Here is a 15794-nt window from a genome sequence, read left to right as displayed (position 1 = left end):
CATGATCCTCAATATTTGCCAAAGTCGTGATCCGACAGCATAATTTTACGCGGTGAGGTTCCAGCGGCTGCAGGTTCGCCGTCCTCGGCGAAGGCCTGCATTCTTTTCTTCTCCGACATCGAATCCAGCAGCCTCATCACTTCCGGATTCAGCTGCCCATGCTCCCTGTAAGCTGGCGGGGATTGGCTTTTGATCTTGAATCTGCCAACCTGCTCTCTCAACAGCTCTGCCTGGTCCGACAGCTCTTCGCTAGCTGCCGCGCTCTCTTCCGAGGTCGCCGAGTTTGCCTGCACCACCTGCGATACCTGCATGAGCCCTAGATTAATCTGGTTTACGCCAGAGGCCTGCTCGTTAGAGGCTATAGCAATCTCGTTCACCAGCTCGGCTACCTTTGCCACGTCCTCCACGATATGCTGCAGGGCCGATGCCGTTTCGTTAGCGATTTTCGTGCCGTCCTGCACTTTACGGATGGAGCCCTCGATCATTTCCGTTGTCTCCTTCGCTGCGTTTGCCGAGCGGGCCGCCAAATTCCGTACCTCCTCAGCAACCACGGCAAAACCTTTGCCGTGTTGTCCTGCTCTTGCTGCCTCTACCGCGGCATTGAGCGCCAGAATGTTCGTTTGGAAGGCAATCTCATCGATGACCTTAATGATTTTGGAAATGCTCTCCGAAGCTTTGTTGATATCGTCCATGGCGCCCAGCATTTCCTTCATCTGCGTATTGCCTTGGACAGCATTCTCTCTGGCAGTCTCAACTAATGCATTGGCCTCTGTCGCATTATCGGCATTCTGCTTCGTCTGCGCGGCAATTTCCTCTAGCGAGGCGGTCAGCTGTTCCACAGAGCTCGCCTGCTCGGTAGCCCCTTGAGACAGAGACATGCTCGTCTCAGATACCTGGCGCGAACCGGAGGAAACTTGCTCTGCCGCCGTATTAATATTCGCCAGCACGTCGTTCATGTTATGCACCATAATTCTGAACGCTTCGGACAGCGCTCCGATCTCATCCTTCGAATGCACCTGTACCATAACATCCAGGTTGCCGTCCGCCACCTGTTCAGCTGCCTGCTTCACTTCGTAGATCGGGCGAGTAATCAATCTTGTAATGATGAAAGCAATCAAGAGCGACAGCAATACAGCTGCGGCAGAACCTGCGATAATCGATGTTTTGGTGATCGACTCAACTCTCTCGGCTTCCAAGCTGCGTTCTAGCAAAAGTTTGGACTCTATGCCCGAGCTTTCCGCAATAATAGCCCTGAATTCATCAAAGGCGGCTTTGCCCTTCGCGGCCTGCTCTTCTTTAACGACATCGTCCATGGAGCCAATGCCTTTAGAAACGTTCCGTCTTAGCTGAATGTTATTCTCGGCGATTTGCAACCATTCCTGGTGCACATTTTGGATTTTGTTCATCAGCTCCTGCTGATAAGGGTTGTCCGAAGTCAGTTCCTTAACGTGATTGAAGCTCTGTTCAAAGCTGGCTTTGCCGCTTACATAAGGTTCAAGAGAACTTTCATTTCCCGTCAGCGCAAAACCGCGCTGCCCGGTCTCCATATTGACCATGCTGTCCAGGACAGTTTGCAATCCCATCAGCACTTCATATGTATGTTTGTTCCAATCCATTGCTTTGCTAGTTTTGCTGAAATTCTGGTAGCTGATGACTGATAATGTCACCAAAACAGCCAACACAGCCATGAATCCGATATTCAATTTTTTGCCAATGCTTAAATTGCGAAATGCTCTAACCAAAGGAAACACTTCCTCTCAATTGACTTATCATAGCATCCTTTTATTGCCGATCTACGGACGAACTATTGCCGGACGATCTCGCCCAAATCCTCAACCTCTTGCTCGTGAAGCAGCTTCTCGCAGTCTAGTATTAATTTAACATCCTGCCCGACCTTGCCGATGGCCTTAATGAATTTAGACGTCGATTTATGAAACTCAGGCGGCGGAATCATTTCCGCCTCCGGAATGAACAGCACCTCAGACACACTGTCCACGATAAGACCGATGGAGATTTCCTTAATGTCGACCACAATGACGCAGGTACGGTCCGTGTATTCCCGGAAGCTCTTCTTGAAGCGAAGCCTCACGTCCATGACCGGAATGATCTTGCCCCGCAAATTAATAATCCCCCGTAAGTATTCAGGCATTTCCGGGACTTCGGTAATCTTCTGAATTCCGATAATCTCCGTGACAAACCTGATTTCGATGCCGTAGAACTCCTCCTCCAATTGAAAGGTCAGGAATTTACCTGTCTGCGTGTCCTCGATTTCAATATCATCTTGCTGTATCTGACTCGACATGCTATGCCTTCCTCCTTCCTTGGATAACTTGCTTAGTCATAACACACAATGCTTTGCTGCTTAAGCTACTTGCCATTCAACAGACCCTGAACGTCAAGGATCAAGCTGATGCTCCCGTCGCCCAAGAGCGTGCATCCGGAGACACCTTCAATGCTGGCCAAATTATGGACATATGGCGGCAGCGCCTTTACCACCACCTGCTGCTGGCCAATCAGTTCGTCCGCAAATATGCAGATCTGCCGGTCATTCTGCTCGACCATGATGAGTATCCCCTGCGTCAATCCGATAACATCGGTCTGAACTCCGAACCGCCGGTGCAGCCTTACGATAGAATAGCATTGCCCGCGCACCATGATCATTTCGCCACCGTCCGGATCGGTGATAATATCGCCGGCCGCTGGACGGAAGGATTCTTTGATTGCCGTTGTCGGCAGTGTATACCTTGACTCTCCTACCCTAACGTTCATGCCATCAATAATCGCCAGTGTTAGCGGGATTCTGATTGTGATCGCTGTGCCTTCATACATGGCGCTGTCAACGGTTACGACACCGCCAACGGATTCGATATTTTTGGTGACCACGTCCATCCCGACTCCGCGGCCGCTAAACTCGGTAATTTGGTCTTTCGTCGAGAATCCGGGCAAGAAAATGAGGCTGTAAATTTCTTTATCCGTCATTTCGCTTTCGTTCTTCACGAGTAAATCATTCTGCCTGGCCCGCTGCAGCAGCTTCTCTTTATCCAAGCCCCGCCCGTCATCCCTGATCCGGATCAGCACCTCGCCGCCAGCTTGGCTCGCTTCCAGCGTCAGCGTTCCATACGCCGGCTTCCCTCTCCGTATCCGTTCATCACCGCTCTCTAACCCATGATCGATGGCATTCCGCACCATGTGCATAATCGGGTCGGCAATATGGTCAATAATGTTCTTGTCTACTTCGGTGTCCTCTCCTACCAGCTGCAGCCGCACATCCTTCCCCAGCTTCTTGCCCATGTCACGGACGATGCGGTGCATGCGCTGAAACGTGCCGGATAAAGGGATCATGCGAATCGACATCACCATATCCTGCATTTCTGTCGTTATTTTGCGAAGATGGCGCGAAGCCTTCTGGAATTGCTCCAGCTCCAGGCCGAGTCCCTGCAAATCGGGATTTTGCGTGACCATCGCTTCGGCGATGACAAGCTCGCCAACTAAATCCATAAGCTCATCGAGCTTGGCTATATGTACGCTTATAAAGTTGGACTGCTGGGATGAGGCGCCCCGCTTCGTTTCCTCCTGCGCCCTTGGCGTTGCTTCTCTCAGCGGAATCACAGGAGCATCTAGCTTATGCTGCTCCTTGACCAGTTCGGGCGTGAATTCGCCTACGGACGGAACACCCGTATCCGATTGTTTCTCAAGCACGATGCTCCGTACATAGCTGATCTGATGAAGAAGCTGGTTAATTTGGTCATACGTCTTGTCCGTCTGGAACGACAAACGCAGACCTTCGCGGCGGATTTCCGCCACCGCCTTCTCATCTTCCAGCAAATCCTCTGGAACATGGGCGATCGATTGCAGCTCACTCTGCAAGTTCATTACAGCTTGATAGGCGCGAAGGTTCTCCATCTCGCAGCCTTCATCGTAGCGTAGAACGGCCATATATCTGCAGTGCCCGCTTTCAAGCGATGTCCCTGATTTCTTAGACTCCATAGGAGACTGCCTGTCAGGAACACTTATTGCCGTACCGCTTGCTGCATTGCCTGTCCCGTGCGACTGCTTCATTTCCGCCAGCAGCGACCTTAACTGTTCAATTAAAAAGGAGGCATCACCGTCCGCCGGATCGCCGTTTTTGATTTTCAGCATCTCCACCTTCATGAAATCGATGCTGCCCAGCATCAGCTCAGAAACAGCCGAATCATCGGCAAGCTGAAGCTGCCTTTCCCGAATAAACGAAAAAAGATCCTCCGTTACATGCGCCAAGGTTGAAATGTTGTGAAACTCCATCATGGTGGATGAGCCTTTAATCGTGTGCATGATCCGGAAAATCTCATTAACTACGCCCAAGCCGTAATCCTTTGTTTGCTCGCAATCGAGAATGGTCTGCTCCAGCTGCTCCAGCAAAGTCGATGTTTCGAAGATGAACATCTCCAGAAGCGTATCGATTGACGAATAGTCTGTCATGCGGAACGATCACCTCCTATCTCATATGTATGGAATAATGGGCATTTAGTCCTCTATTATTAGGTATTTTATCATGATGCGTGTAAAAACGGAACGAGATAATGTCGAATTATGAAATATTTAAATTTATTTTGTCGAATTTTGTCTGATTGTCCAGTTTAGCCTAAATGTTCGAATATGAAGCTGCAGGTTTTATGTTATTCTAAAAAAAGATTGACCTTCCGGTAACTGGAAGCTTTGTTTATCAAGATATTTGGAAAGGATGATTCTGAATGCCCAAGCCTAACCGCATCTCTGCCCTGCATATTACCGGATTGCATGAATTTTATTTTCCCGTCACCAACGCTTCAGCTTCTTCCCGCTGGTACCAGCAGCACTTCGGTTTGCAGCTTCAGGAGCTAAATTCAGATCGGGCAAAACTGCGCCTGGCCGAAGGAACCACTTTGACGCTCGTAGAGTGCGGCAAACTGAACAAATACGATACGGTACCTATTAACTTCAAAGCTCATGATGCGCGAAAAGCTTACGACATGCTGGACAAGTCGCAGGTACGGGCCAATCGGCCGGAGGACTGGCTCCACTATGTCGACTTTGACGTTCATGATCCGGACGGCAATCCGTTTAACATCATCAGCGATCCCTCCTGGCCTGATACGCCAAACAATTATTTTCGGATTGATGGCATTTTTATCAGTCTGACCGATTTTGACCGCTCCTTTGAGTGGTATAAGGACATATTTGACGCTGAAATCGAATATTCGTTTGATCACCCCACCGACTCGCTGGAGAACGCCCGCTTCCGCTGCTTCAAGGAAATCCCGGTAAATGTGGTGGAGTCGCCTGTCAGCGTCATTCAGCACAGAGTATGCGAATTTCGCACAAGCAGCGCGGCGGAGGATCATCGCTACCTGCAAAGCAAAGGCGTGAGCGTCACTGCTCTAACAGAACAGGAAGACGGCTTGAAGGCCTTTGCTTTCTGCGACCCGGAGGGCAGGGAGTTCGGGATGCTCGAGTTCTAAGAAAAAAAACAGCCCGAACACCTTCAATCCATGGCGTCGGGCTGTATTTTGTTATGGCCGATCCAGCGCCCAGCGCTGTCTTGTTGATGCAACGGTCTCCCCGGTCAGGATCGCCTTCTCGATCAGCATCCCCAAATAATGATCCTGCGACGCTTCCGCAAGACTATAAAACTCAAGCCCGCCGCGGACATACTCAGCCATGCGCTGCAGGCAGCGGGCAATGGCGATTTCATCATCGTACAACCTCGCCGGAGCAAACGGATTGTCATAGAGCCATTGGTCGCCGCACAAAATGCCCTGCAGGAAGTAACCCTCCTGATTTTCGAGCTCCCCTTTGTTTATCCGTTTTAGCTCCATTTGCAGCGGTATCGTCGACTCTTGCTGGATTAAAATGCGGCTGTCGAATATTTCTCCGCGTTCCCCGCGAACGGAAAGATGGTTCGAGCGCACCCAGGAACGATGCTGATCCTTCGTAAAATCATAAATTCCGAGCCGGTCTCCAAAATCTAGCCAAGCTAAATCCCGCTGCAAAGGAATCATCGCATCTTCGGTTGGCGGGCCTTGGCGCGTCGGTCCCTGCACCCATTCGGATTGGAAACGCATGCCTCGGATTTTAACTTCCTCGAAGGTGATGCCCAGCATTTTGCGGATCAAGCTGACACCATGATAAAGATGGGAGATAGAAACGGTCGTTTCCGTAATTCTTCCCAGTCTTCCCGAGCGAATGAGAGCGAGACGCGCTTCTTGGATAGGGTGAAAATGATATTGCTCCGCGACTTGAACGCGAGCGCCTATAGCCGTTAGCCGATCATGCAGCAGCTCCAGGCCTTCCAAATCCGGTGCCGGCGGCGTCTCCATCAGTGCCGGTATGCCCGCCTCAGCCAGCTGGAACAAATATTCCATCCCTGCTGCTCCGCTGACCGAAACGACGATAAAATCGGGACTTTCGCTCTTCAGAAGCTGTTTAAGCGAACGATAAGTCGTTACACCCCACCGTTCCTCCATTGCTCTTGCTTTGGACTCGTTCCTGACGACTATACCGCTGACCTGGAAAGTCTCCGGCAGAGCCTCCGCAATACGCAAAAAATATTGGGCCCGAAAGCCTGCCCCGCCGATAATGCTGAATTTTACTGGCTTCATCTCGTCTTCCTCCCGACCTATTGCTGTTCACTCGCCTTTAATGCTGGCCTCGTTTTGGCGTTAAAACGGGGAGCATGGGCCAATAAGCCTTCTCGCGTATAAAAGGGATTGTCTTTCGCCAATGGAAGGCTGACGGGCTGCTTCGTTATGGATGCCTCGTAAACGGCCGTAATCAGCTCCAGCACATTTCTTCCGTCCTGACCGTCGATAAGTACCTGATGCGATCCATTCTCGATAGCTGTCAAAACATTATCAACCTGCCCTTCGAACCCGCTATACAGCAGCGGTTCAATCCCATCCCTGTAAGCTTCGATTTCCGTCTCCAAAGCAGGGTTCCGCTCAGGAAACCCATTGTCTTTCGCCGTCGAGGCATACACTTTCCAGGGAGAAGAAATACGGGCGTGCTCGCCTTGAAATACCATCTGCCGCTCCTCCCCATGATGGATGACGGAACTCGTAATTTGCGCCAGGCTCCCATCCGCATAGGAAAGAATCGCAATGGAGATATCTTCGACCTCCGAATTCGGGTGCGAGGTGTTGCTCATGACAGCCTGTACACTTTGCGGCATCCCCATCATCCACAACAGCATGTCCATGTGGTGAACGCCATGGTTGAGCGTGCAGCCGCCCCCTTCCTGCTCCCAGGTTCCGCGCCACCATAAATCGTAATAACTCTCGCCGCGCCAATGATATGAATCGACCTGGGCGTGGACGATTTTCCCTGGTAATCCGGAATCTAGGATATGCTTCAAATTCCAATTGGGTTCATGGAAGCGGTTCTGGCCCACGACGGACAGAATGCATCCAGATTCAGCGGCAGCAGCCAGCATTTGATCGCATTCCTCAAGCGACATCGCCATCGGCTTCTCGACAAGCACATGTTTCCCTGCGCTCAGTAAATCACTAGCAATCTCGGCATGCATTTGAGGCGGAGTACAAATGGACACCAAGTCGATATCCTCCTCATGAAGCAGCTCTTTATAATCCTGCATGACTTTGCAGTCGAATTGAAATTTGTCCCGAAGCAAAATGGCTTTATCTTCATGACGATTAATTAAAGCAACCACCTTACAGCGCTCTGAAAAAGAGGCATAAGCAGCCGCATGAGAATGTGCAATGGACCCTGTACCGATAATAGCTACGCGTATTATGACGGTTCACTCCCCGATGACAATAAGATAGCGCTTCCAAGGTAATTGCTGGCGAGCACTTCGAAAATTCTCCTATTATATTAGCAATTCAAATAGCTGATTTGTATAAGAACAATGCACAATTTACTTTAATTTCTCCAAATTAAAAGTAAAGACCATCCCAACTGCTGCTGGGAATGGCCTGTTCTTGCTGCCCGCGCAGCGTTATGACGAAGCGCATGGCGTTCCGTTTGCCCTATTCCGTATTTTCCTTGCGCTTGGTCCATAATTCAAAAGGCTCAGATCCGTTCGCCATCTCGACGTATTGAAAAGGAATATTCAGGTTGCTCCCCGCCGGAACGACCTTTGCCTCCATGGCAACCTCCTTGGGGGATGCGTAGTAGACGGCCTTCAGATCAGCCCGCTGGATCGCGCCCTGGCACATGGGACACGGCTCCCCGCTAGCGTAAATCTCGCAGTCGGACAGCAGCTCGCTTCCCAATACGCGGCTGGCCTCCCGAATCGCTCTCATCTCGGCGTGATCCGTTGGATCCTTCGTTTCCAACACAGTATTGACGCCGGTCGCCACGACCTCTCCATTCCTCACAATGACGGCCCCGAACGGCCGGCCGCCCTTCTCCTTCACGTTGCTGCGGGCTAAATCGATCGCCAGCTGCAGAAATTGTTGAGTATTCATCTGTACAACCCTCCCGACTCTGCAATTATATCATCCGCCTTGTCCTGGCGTTAAGCCCGAGGCACTAACTAAGGCTGCAGCCTTAGTCGGTTGCAGCCTCTCCGTCATTCGCTTTGGTCGGCAGTACAGCTTCTCTCACATCGTGTTAATGATAAGCCCGATATGCGTAAAGTAATTCATCGCCCCGAACAGGACGAAGAGTATCCCCGTGACTCTCCAGCATAACCCCATAATGCGGGTGACTATTGGATTTCTTGTGGCCAGGGAAAATGGCAGGAGAATCGCCCCGATGCCGGTAACGGCATAGAGACCAGATATAAAAGAGGCCTCCAGCAGCGGATAATCCGCAAACCGTCCTGATATCGGCTCTTCGGGCGGCGCTGCGAATAACTGATAATATACGCCAGCGATAGCAATGGATATCAGCGCCAGCCCCATGGCGGCAGCAAAATAGGACAGAGGCCGAATCATGTCGATGAGCTGTGAAGTCAGCACTCCAGATTGCTGCTTGGCTTCCTTGTCGCTTAGCTCCGCCTTATGATGGAGGTTCGATCTGCGCCAAATCAGAATAGCTCCGCCCAGCAGCATGACGCCAAAAGCCAGTGTAGGCTCGCCAAATATGATGTCATCGAACGGAAACCCGATTTTTGACAAAGGCCAGGTAAGCGTCATCGCTCCACCCGTCAAGGTTAGAATAAAACCGGGAACGGCAAAGCCAATAGACCAGCCTTCGAGGCTGATTTTATCTCCGCGGGTGACATGCTGGCTGAAGCGGACCAGCATCAGCAGCGCGATCCCTGTTGCGACGGACATGATGGTATTGTAGACCTGGGTTTGTGACCAATCAATATGCATGCGTTGCCCCCCGTATACGTGAAATTCATGCGTTACGTCCATTTATTCCCATTAACTAATACGGCATACTATACGGGTGAGAACAATCTTTTTTATGTATGTAGCTAAGCAAAATTATCTTGTGAAGATGAATTTCAATATGAACAAGACAGCAAATATAAGTAGCCCATAATTGACTGAACTTCTCTGATCGCGGCTTCCTTCCGGACTTTGACTGTGTTCGATTAACTCACGCTCCGAATAAATTGATTTAGATTGGATACTGTCTCTTTCTTCAATTTCAAAAATACCTTGTAAAGCTTGTTTACGGATCATATAATCTCCTATGTCACTTGCATCGGTCACATTGAGGACATATCTATAGCTGGCCAGAGCCTGCTCTCGCTGTTCCCGCGCACTAAAGCAATGCCCCAGTAGAATTCTTGTCTCAAGATGTGCGGGCCACATCTTTAAGATGATTTCGCAGTCCAGCAGAGCCAGTTCTATTTGTCTGCCGTAGTAATAACACTTAGCCCGTAAGTAATGACTTTCGAATTCACCTGGCCGCATCTGCAATTCTTTTGTTAATACATTTACCGCTAGGCCATATTGCGATGTTCTAAAGTAATACTCACCAAGCAGACGAAACAAATCAGGATCATCGTTAAATAATTGAAGAGCGAGCTTCAGAGCTTGTCCCGCTTCCTCCAGCTTGTTCTCCTTAAGCGACCGGTAACCATGCTCGCGATACTGCAAAAACTCATCTATATTGATATTTTCCGCTCGAAGCAGGTATTCATAATTTAATCCGTCTTCGTTGAGCTGTTCCAGATAATATTTTTTAAAAGAAGCTGGAATCTCCACGATATGAGGCTCCAGCGATTCCCTCATTTCCTCTTTCCAATGGAAAAATCCATCCAGCAGTCTCCATATCGCTGAAGGAAAAAACCTATGGCTTTGTACAAAATCGAGCATTGCCGTGTTTAAACTCCGTCTATTTGTGGTGTCCCAGGCAACATCCGAGTTCAACAGCTGCATCCACAGCTCGGGGTTAATTCGTGAGGGAAAATGTTGATATAGATCTGCCGCTTTTTCTATAAACTGCTGAACGGTGCTGATTTTTAACTCATCATCATATGTGTCGACTTCCGGGTTGCCCCAGTTATCGGCATGATCGGAGCTGTCTTCATATGGTGCCGCTGCTTGCCCTGTTGAAGCTAACGAAACATCTATAGACACTTCTGCCCCTAACACTGATGCTGATGCTGACGCTGACGCTTCCGCCCCAGCGTCTCTCCTTACCTGCTGCTCCTTGACGAATTTCAGCGCCCTGTCATAAGCCTCGCGTAGAGCTTGATAGCCTTCGGCATCCTCTTCCGGATGGTAAACTTGCAGCATTTTCGCATAGGCGCGTTTTATGGTTTTCAGGTCATGGGTCGGCTCAATGTCCAGTCTCTCCCAGATTGTCATGATGAAGTAGATCCGCCTCTCAAATAGACTTTTGAAATTCACGTCGTGAACTCGTATATTCCTTTTATCGGATAAAAAGTTAATTTTTCAAATCCAGATGAGGACACTTGAAGCTTGCTGACTAATACAGTTTCATTCTATACTTACCTTAGATGTCATTCATTTCAACATGTAATCGGTCATGGAGCACATGCCGCTTTGATACAAGCATCCCTTTCTTAATTAAGGAAGGCGATGCTGAATCGGAGCGGCTTTTTTGGTTCCAGTTGATGCCGATTCATAATAATGAAAGGGTGTGCAGCCAATGCAGCGTTTTAAAGAAGAATATGACAACTGGATGCAGAGACATATATCGGAGGAAAAGAACCATCGGCGACTGGAGCTGCTTGAAAAGGGACTCGGACATGGGACAGTGGCGTTTTTGCGGTCAGTTTGGTTTCCTGCGGTCGGTAATTTTAACAACCTGTATCCCGAGTGGGAGGTACGCGATTTCCATAGCGGATATCGTTATTTGGATTTGGCCTACATGCCTGGGGATGCGAAAGGCGGAATTGAAATTCAGGGATACGGGCCTCACGCGAGGGATTTGGATGTTAGAAGATTCAAGGATCTATGCCGGAGGCATTGTTTGCTTGCTCTGGACGGATGGGTTTTTCTGCCGATCGCCTATTTGTCCATCCAAGACGAACCCGAGGAATGCCAGCAGCTTGTTCTATCCTTCATAGGCAGGTTTATTTCCATGGATACCCCTTCCCAATTGTCCTGGCTTGAAGCTGAAACGATACGTTTTGCCCGCCGTGTGCTGCGCCCTTTTACTCCTTCCGAACTTGCCCATCATTTGCGAATTAGCGACCGGCACGCCAGACGGATTCTGCATCGTCTACTTGACATGAGTATCCTGTGCATTGCTAGTGGAAAGCAGCGGAGACGGAGCTATAAACTGAGGTTATAAGTGTTAGTTCGGAACTAGGAAGCTAGGGAGGATAAAGTAAAAATGAGCTTGGGTGAAATTTTGGTGAGGTTTGATGAGTTGATGAGGTTTGATGGGGTTTCATGGGGTTTGGTGGGTCATCAAGTAACTGTAGTTTGAGATGCTGCTCTAGGATAGATGTAGGGAGTTATAAGGATTATAGAGAGTAGGGTTGGTGCATCTGATGTATGGGGTGTGGGGTGTGGGGTGTGGGGTGTGCCTAAGCTATGTGCATAGGGCGTTGATGAAGTGCATAGTAGATAGAGTGTGCCGGGTTCGGTGGGTGAGGATATATGTGATGGGTTGGGTGAGAAAGCTATACGTAGAGCGTTTAGTGAAGAAGTGCATGATGTGGTGGTAGCCCGGGGAACTGACGAGTGTGGGGAACTTGCGCAATGTTGAAGTGATTCTAGTTAAAGCCAACGGACAACAGATCCTCTATTTCACATTTTTAACCGTTTTTTGAGATTAACGGACACAGGATCAGCTATTGGCTTAATTGTGAGGTAATTCTCGCCGAAACACGCTTAATAGCGGAACCACGGTCCGATAGCTTCAGTTATTACAGCTTTTTGCCGAAATAGAGGAACTAGGGTCCGGTAAAGTTGAGCTTCACTTCACTCCACATCGCATCATCACAACACCTACTCTGCTTAACACCCCCATGCTCACTGCATTTCAGCCCCTTTTCCTGCATAAAAACCCAAACACGGCCCCTTAAGTTACACGCTCACCGCAATCTCCACATGTAGAAAGCCTAAACCCCGCTCCTACGAGCAGGGCTGCACAACAACAACAACAACAACAACAACATATATATGGCTCTAAATAAGCTTACCTGCTTCAAGTTACTGTAAAAGGTCAACCTCGCTCCGCTCTGGAATCGATGTCTGCGCGCCGGCCTTGGTTACGACGATCGACGATACTTTCGTAGCGAAGGAAATGGCCGCCTGCACGCTCTTCCCCTCAGACAAGCTGACGGCAAAGGCTGCCACAAACGAGTCGCCGGCCGCCGTTGTATCCACAGCTTTCACCACTCTTGCCGGGACATGAAACGTCTCATTCGCATCCACGTACAGGGATCCGTTGCTGCCAAGCGTAACGATAAGGCTGCTCACTCCTTTGGCTAGCAGCACTTTAGCCGCGTTCTCTGCGGAAGCTATAGAATTGACGGTCTGTCCGCTAAGCTTCTCCAGTTCAGTCTCGTTGGGAATCAAATAATCCAATTTGCCAAGCACCTCATCAGGAATGGAGTCTGGTGCAGGGGCCGGATTTACTATGATCGTTTTACTATGCTTGCTTGCCAGATCTACAGCCTCGTAGACCGCCTCATAGGGAATTTCCATTTGTAAAATAACGATGTCGGCTTCCTTGATTAAGCTCTCATGCGCCGCCACGTAATCTCGATGGCAAAGGTCATTGGCGCCCGGCATCACAACGATGCTGTTATCTCCCTCATCATTGACTTGAATGACAGCGAGCCCCGAGGATGCCGCAGTTACAAGATCGATATGATCTGTGTTTACGCCTGCCTGTCTCAGATTGTCCATAAGCGGGCCGCCGAATTCATCCCCACCGACCTTGCCCAACATGGAGACGTCAGCCCCTAATTTTGCTGCGGTTACCGCCTGGTTGGCCCCCTTTCCGCCGGGCACCCGTTCGACAGAGCTGCCAAGCAAGGTTTCGCCCACCTGCGGAATATATGGCACTCGTAACACCAAGTCCATATTAATACTGCCTATAACTAAAATTTTGCTTGCTGCCATAGCTTACACCCCTCAAATTGCATTCCCTTAGTACCAATGCCGGAATAGCTGGATACCACGATATTTTGATGTTTCTATGCTTTGATAGATCCCCGATAACTTGATATCAGATCGCTTGATACCAGATCGCTTGATACCAGATACATTAATACTATATACTTCATTTCTGATTCTACACGCTCATTCCATCAAAATTCCAATCCCTTTCACTTTGCATGCAAGAGCTGTATTGCAGAGTAAACCCTTATGTATTGATCACACAACTAAATCCTACTTTATCCTAATATTCGCTGTAATACCAGTTGTTTGAACTGTATATTCCGCTGCGGCCACGATGCTGATTTCGGAGGCATGACGCGAATGACAAAGAGGCGGAAGCCATCATAGGCTTCCACCTTTATTCATTTTCAGCGATTTAGTTTCACGGAATTGCCTGCTCGAGCAGAACGGCGTTGATGCCATTCAGGAAAGCAAGTGCACTGGCTTTTATGATATCGGTATCCATCGCACGGCCCGAGTATACTTTGCCTTCATATTGAATTCGAATATTCACCCGGCCGACGGCTTCCTTGCCGCGAGACAAGCTGTTGATCTTGTAATCCTCAAGCTGGACATCCAGGCCGGCCAGAGATCGGATGACGCTATACAGCGCGTCGATCGGACCGTCTCCAACAGCGCTGCCTTTTAGCGTTTCCGAGCCTCTCTTCAGCTCTACGATAGCCGTGGGATACACATCATTCGTGATCACCTGAAATGAGACGAGCTCATAAAGCTGCTTGCTATGACCGTCAACTGCCCGGTGATTTGTGACCAGGTAAAATACGTCGTGATCATATACCTCCTTTTTGGCATCGGCCAACTGTAAAAACTCCTCGAACAGCTGTTCGAAATCCATCTCATCTCCCGTGTCGAAACCTAGCTTCTCTACCGTATTCTTAAAGGCATGCCTGCCGGAACGGGCCGTCAAAATCAGCTCCATACTATCCGCTCCGACCTCCTCCGGTGACATAATCTCGTAGACCTGCTTATCCTTCAGCAAGCCGTCCTGATGAATTCCGGAGGAATGGGCAAATGCATTTTCACCCGTAATGGCCTTATTCACCTGTACATCCAGTCCCGTCAAATGGCTGACCAGCCTGGAGGTGCGAAGCAGCTCCTTCGTTTGGACATGGGTATGACACTGATAGTAGTTCTCTCTTACCTTAAGTGCCATAACCACTTCCTCCAGCGAAGCATTTCCCGCGCGCTCTCCAAGCCCATTTATCGTACATTCGATTTTTTCGGCTCCATTCTTAATGGCGCTGAGGGTATTGGCCGTGGCCAGTCCGAGATCGTTATGACAGTGCACGCTTAAGATGACTCGGTCATCCAGATTTTTAAGCCGCTCATGAATTCGGCGAATGAGTTCGCCAAATTCCTCGGGTACGGCGTAGCCAACCGTATCAGGCACATTGATCATGGTGGCGCCTGCCTTTACAACCGCTTCGATCGTCTTCCATAAGTACTCGAAATCCGATCTCGACGCATCCTCGGTGGAATACTGTACGTGGGGAAGCAGGGTTTTGGCATATTTCACCGCATCAACTCCCATTTGCAGAACCGCTTCCTTCGAACGGCTGAATTTCTTCTCCACATGAATGTTCGACGTACCCAGCACAATGTGGATCAGCGGGTCTTGCGCCAATTTTATACTTTCATATACGGCGTCTATATCGCTCTTAACCGCCCGAGCCAGTGCTGTGATTGATACGCTATCGCCAACGCTTTTGGCAATTTCCTGTACGGCGCGAAAATCTCCCTCTGACGATGCTGGAAAACCGGCTTCGATAATATCGACATTCAGCCGCCTTAGCTGCTGCGCCGTCTCTATTTTTTGCTGCATATTGAGCTTTGCGCCTGGAACCTGCTCCCCGTCCCGCAGAGTCGTGTCCAGCACGATGATTTTTCGATTCATGCCCGTTACCTCCCAGACCATAATAAAAATATATATGTGAAGCGGGGTTGGTTAAACCCGGAATTTAACCAACAAAAAAACCCCGTCTCTACGTATAGAGACGAGGTTTAACCCGCGGTACCACTCTAATTCATTTCCCGTGAAATGAGCTCATTCGATGGCTAACACCATCTATCCCTGTAACGGTGGAATTCCGGCTGGCCCTACATGTCAGGCAGCTGTTCATAGACGAGTTCGAATTGAAAGACACTGCCGTTTCCCACCACCCAACGGCTCTCTGAAAGGTCATTTCACTTCTACTATTTCTATTCATCACATTTAAGTTTGAAGTTATTGGATATTATATGCCCGGACTT

At 49.4% G+C, this 15794-nt stretch carries 12 protein-coding genes and 1 other annotated feature; of the genes, 2 read left to right on the top strand and 10 right to left on the bottom strand.

Annotation, left to right across the window (positions count from 1 at the left end; genetic code table 11):
* Positions 1–8: 8 nt before the first annotated feature.
* The 3 genes from MKX50_RS09010 to MKX50_RS09000 all read right to left on the bottom strand — a co-directional run bounded on the left by MKX50_RS09010 (position 9) and on the right by MKX50_RS09000 (position 4458).
* A complete protein-coding gene (locus tag MKX50_RS09010) occupies positions 9–1742 on the bottom strand; it encodes a methyl-accepting chemotaxis protein (RefSeq protein WP_339159229.1) in 1734 nt (577 codons plus the stop codon).
* A gap of 62 nt (positions 1743–1804) precedes the next feature.
* A complete protein-coding gene (locus MKX50_RS09005) occupies positions 1805–2302 on the bottom strand; it encodes a chemotaxis protein CheW (protein WP_213588899.1) in 498 nt (165 codons plus the stop codon).
* A gap of 65 nt (positions 2303–2367) precedes the next feature.
* Entirely contained in the window at positions 2368–4458 is a 2091-nt protein-coding gene (locus MKX50_RS09000) for a chemotaxis protein CheA (protein ID WP_339159228.1), read from the bottom strand.
* A 272-nt stretch (positions 4459–4730) separates the two neighbouring features.
* On the opposite strand from MKX50_RS09000, the gene MKX50_RS08995 reads away from it, so the two are divergent.
* Entirely contained in the window at positions 4731–5477 is a 747-nt protein-coding gene (locus tag MKX50_RS08995) for a VOC family protein (protein WP_213588902.1), read from the top strand.
* Positions 5478–5528: 51 nt separating this feature from the next.
* Here MKX50_RS08995 and MKX50_RS08990 read toward each other — a convergent pair whose 3' ends face one another.
* The 5 genes from MKX50_RS08990 to MKX50_RS08970 all read right to left on the bottom strand — a co-directional run bounded on the left by MKX50_RS08990 (position 5529) and on the right by MKX50_RS08970 (position 10748).
* Entirely contained in the window at positions 5529–6617 is a 1089-nt protein-coding gene (locus tag MKX50_RS08990; protein WP_339159226.1) for a Gfo/Idh/MocA family oxidoreductase, read from the bottom strand.
* A gap of 17 nt (positions 6618–6634) precedes the next feature.
* Positions 6635–7753 carry a Gfo/Idh/MocA family oxidoreductase gene (locus MKX50_RS08985; RefSeq protein ID WP_339160057.1) on the bottom strand — a complete coding sequence of 373 codons (1119 nt, stop codon included), beginning with the start codon at positions 7751–7753 and terminating at the stop codon, positions 6635–6637.
* 250 nt (positions 7754–8003) lie between these two features.
* Complete coding sequence (locus MKX50_RS08980) at positions 8004–8444, bottom strand: nucleoside deaminase (protein WP_213588904.1); 441 nt, start codon at positions 8442–8444, stop codon at positions 8004–8006.
* 135 nt (positions 8445–8579) lie between these two features.
* The gene (locus tag MKX50_RS08975; protein ID WP_213588905.1) at positions 8580–9299 is read right to left on the bottom strand and encodes a DUF981 family protein; all 720 of its coding nucleotides are present in this window, start codon (positions 9297–9299) and stop codon (positions 8580–8582) included.
* 114 nt (positions 9300–9413) lie between these two features.
* Positions 9414–10748, bottom strand: coding sequence for a hypothetical protein (locus tag MKX50_RS08970; RefSeq protein WP_339159224.1), 1335 nt, complete (start codon positions 10746–10748; stop codon positions 9414–9416).
* Positions 10749–11052: 304 nt separating this feature from the next.
* Here MKX50_RS08970 and MKX50_RS08965 point away from each other — a divergent pair, with 304 nt between their 5' ends.
* Positions 11053–11700 (top strand): transcriptional regulator, encoded by a 648-nt coding sequence (locus MKX50_RS08965; RefSeq protein ID WP_339159223.1) that lies wholly within the window; start codon positions 11053–11055, stop codon positions 11698–11700.
* An 866-nt stretch (positions 11701–12566) separates the two neighbouring features.
* On the opposite strand, the gene rbsK is transcribed toward MKX50_RS08965, so the two are convergent.
* Both rbsK and MKX50_RS08955 read right to left on the bottom strand, forming a co-directional pair.
* Positions 12567–13484 carry a ribokinase gene (gene rbsK, locus MKX50_RS08960; protein WP_339159222.1) on the bottom strand — a complete coding sequence of 306 codons (918 nt, stop codon included), beginning with the start codon at positions 13482–13484 and terminating at the stop codon, positions 12567–12569.
* Between the two features lie 421 nt (positions 13485–13905).
* On the bottom strand, positions 13906–15438 hold the full coding sequence (locus MKX50_RS08955; protein ID WP_213588909.1) for a 2-isopropylmalate synthase: 1533 nt from the start codon (positions 15436–15438) through the stop codon (positions 13906–13908).
* Positions 15439–15531: 93 nt separating this feature from the next.
* Positions 15532–15760: a binding site (T-box leader), on the bottom strand.
* Between the last annotated feature and the right edge of the window lie 34 nt (positions 15761–15794).

Source organism: Paenibacillus sp. FSL W8-0186, from assembly GCF_037969765.1.
GTDB classification, from domain to species: Bacteria; Bacillota; Bacilli; order Paenibacillales; family Paenibacillaceae; genus Fontibacillus; species Fontibacillus woosongensis.
Note: the sequence above shows the minus strand (reverse complement) of the source record. Positions and strands in the feature narration are given on the sequence as shown.

Coding starts and splice junctions, on each gene's coding strand:
- MKX50_RS09005 (WP_213588899.1), bottom strand. CDS start 2,302: ATGTCGAGTCAGATACAGCAAGATGATATTGAAATCGAGGACACGCAG.
- MKX50_RS09000 (WP_339159228.1), bottom strand. CDS start 4,458: ATGACAGACTATTCGTCAATCGATACGCTTCTGGAGATGTTCATCTTC.
- MKX50_RS08995 (WP_213588902.1), top strand. CDS start 4,731: ATGCCCAAGCCTAACCGCATCTCTGCCCTGCATATTACCGGATTGCAT.
- MKX50_RS08990 (WP_339159226.1), bottom strand. CDS start 6,617: ATGAAGCCAGTAAAATTCAGCATTATCGGCGGGGCAGGCTTTCGGGCC.
- MKX50_RS08980 (WP_213588904.1), bottom strand. CDS start 8,444: ATGAATACTCAACAATTTCTGCAGCTGGCGATCGATTTAGCCCGCAGC.
- MKX50_RS08975 (WP_213588905.1), bottom strand. CDS start 9,299: ATGCATATTGATTGGTCACAAACCCAGGTCTACAATACCATCATGTCC.
- MKX50_RS08970 (WP_339159224.1), bottom strand. CDS start 10,748: ATGACAATCTGGGAGAGACTGGACATTGAGCCGACCCATGACCTGAAA.
- MKX50_RS08965 (WP_339159223.1), top strand. CDS start 11,053: ATGCAGCGTTTTAAAGAAGAATATGACAACTGGATGCAGAGACATATA.
- rbsK (WP_339159222.1), bottom strand. CDS start 13,484: ATGGCAGCAAGCAAAATTTTAGTTATAGGCAGTATTAATATGGACTTG.
- MKX50_RS08955 (WP_213588909.1), bottom strand. CDS start 15,438: ATGAATCGAAAAATCATCGTGCTGGACACGACTCTGCGGGACGGGGAG.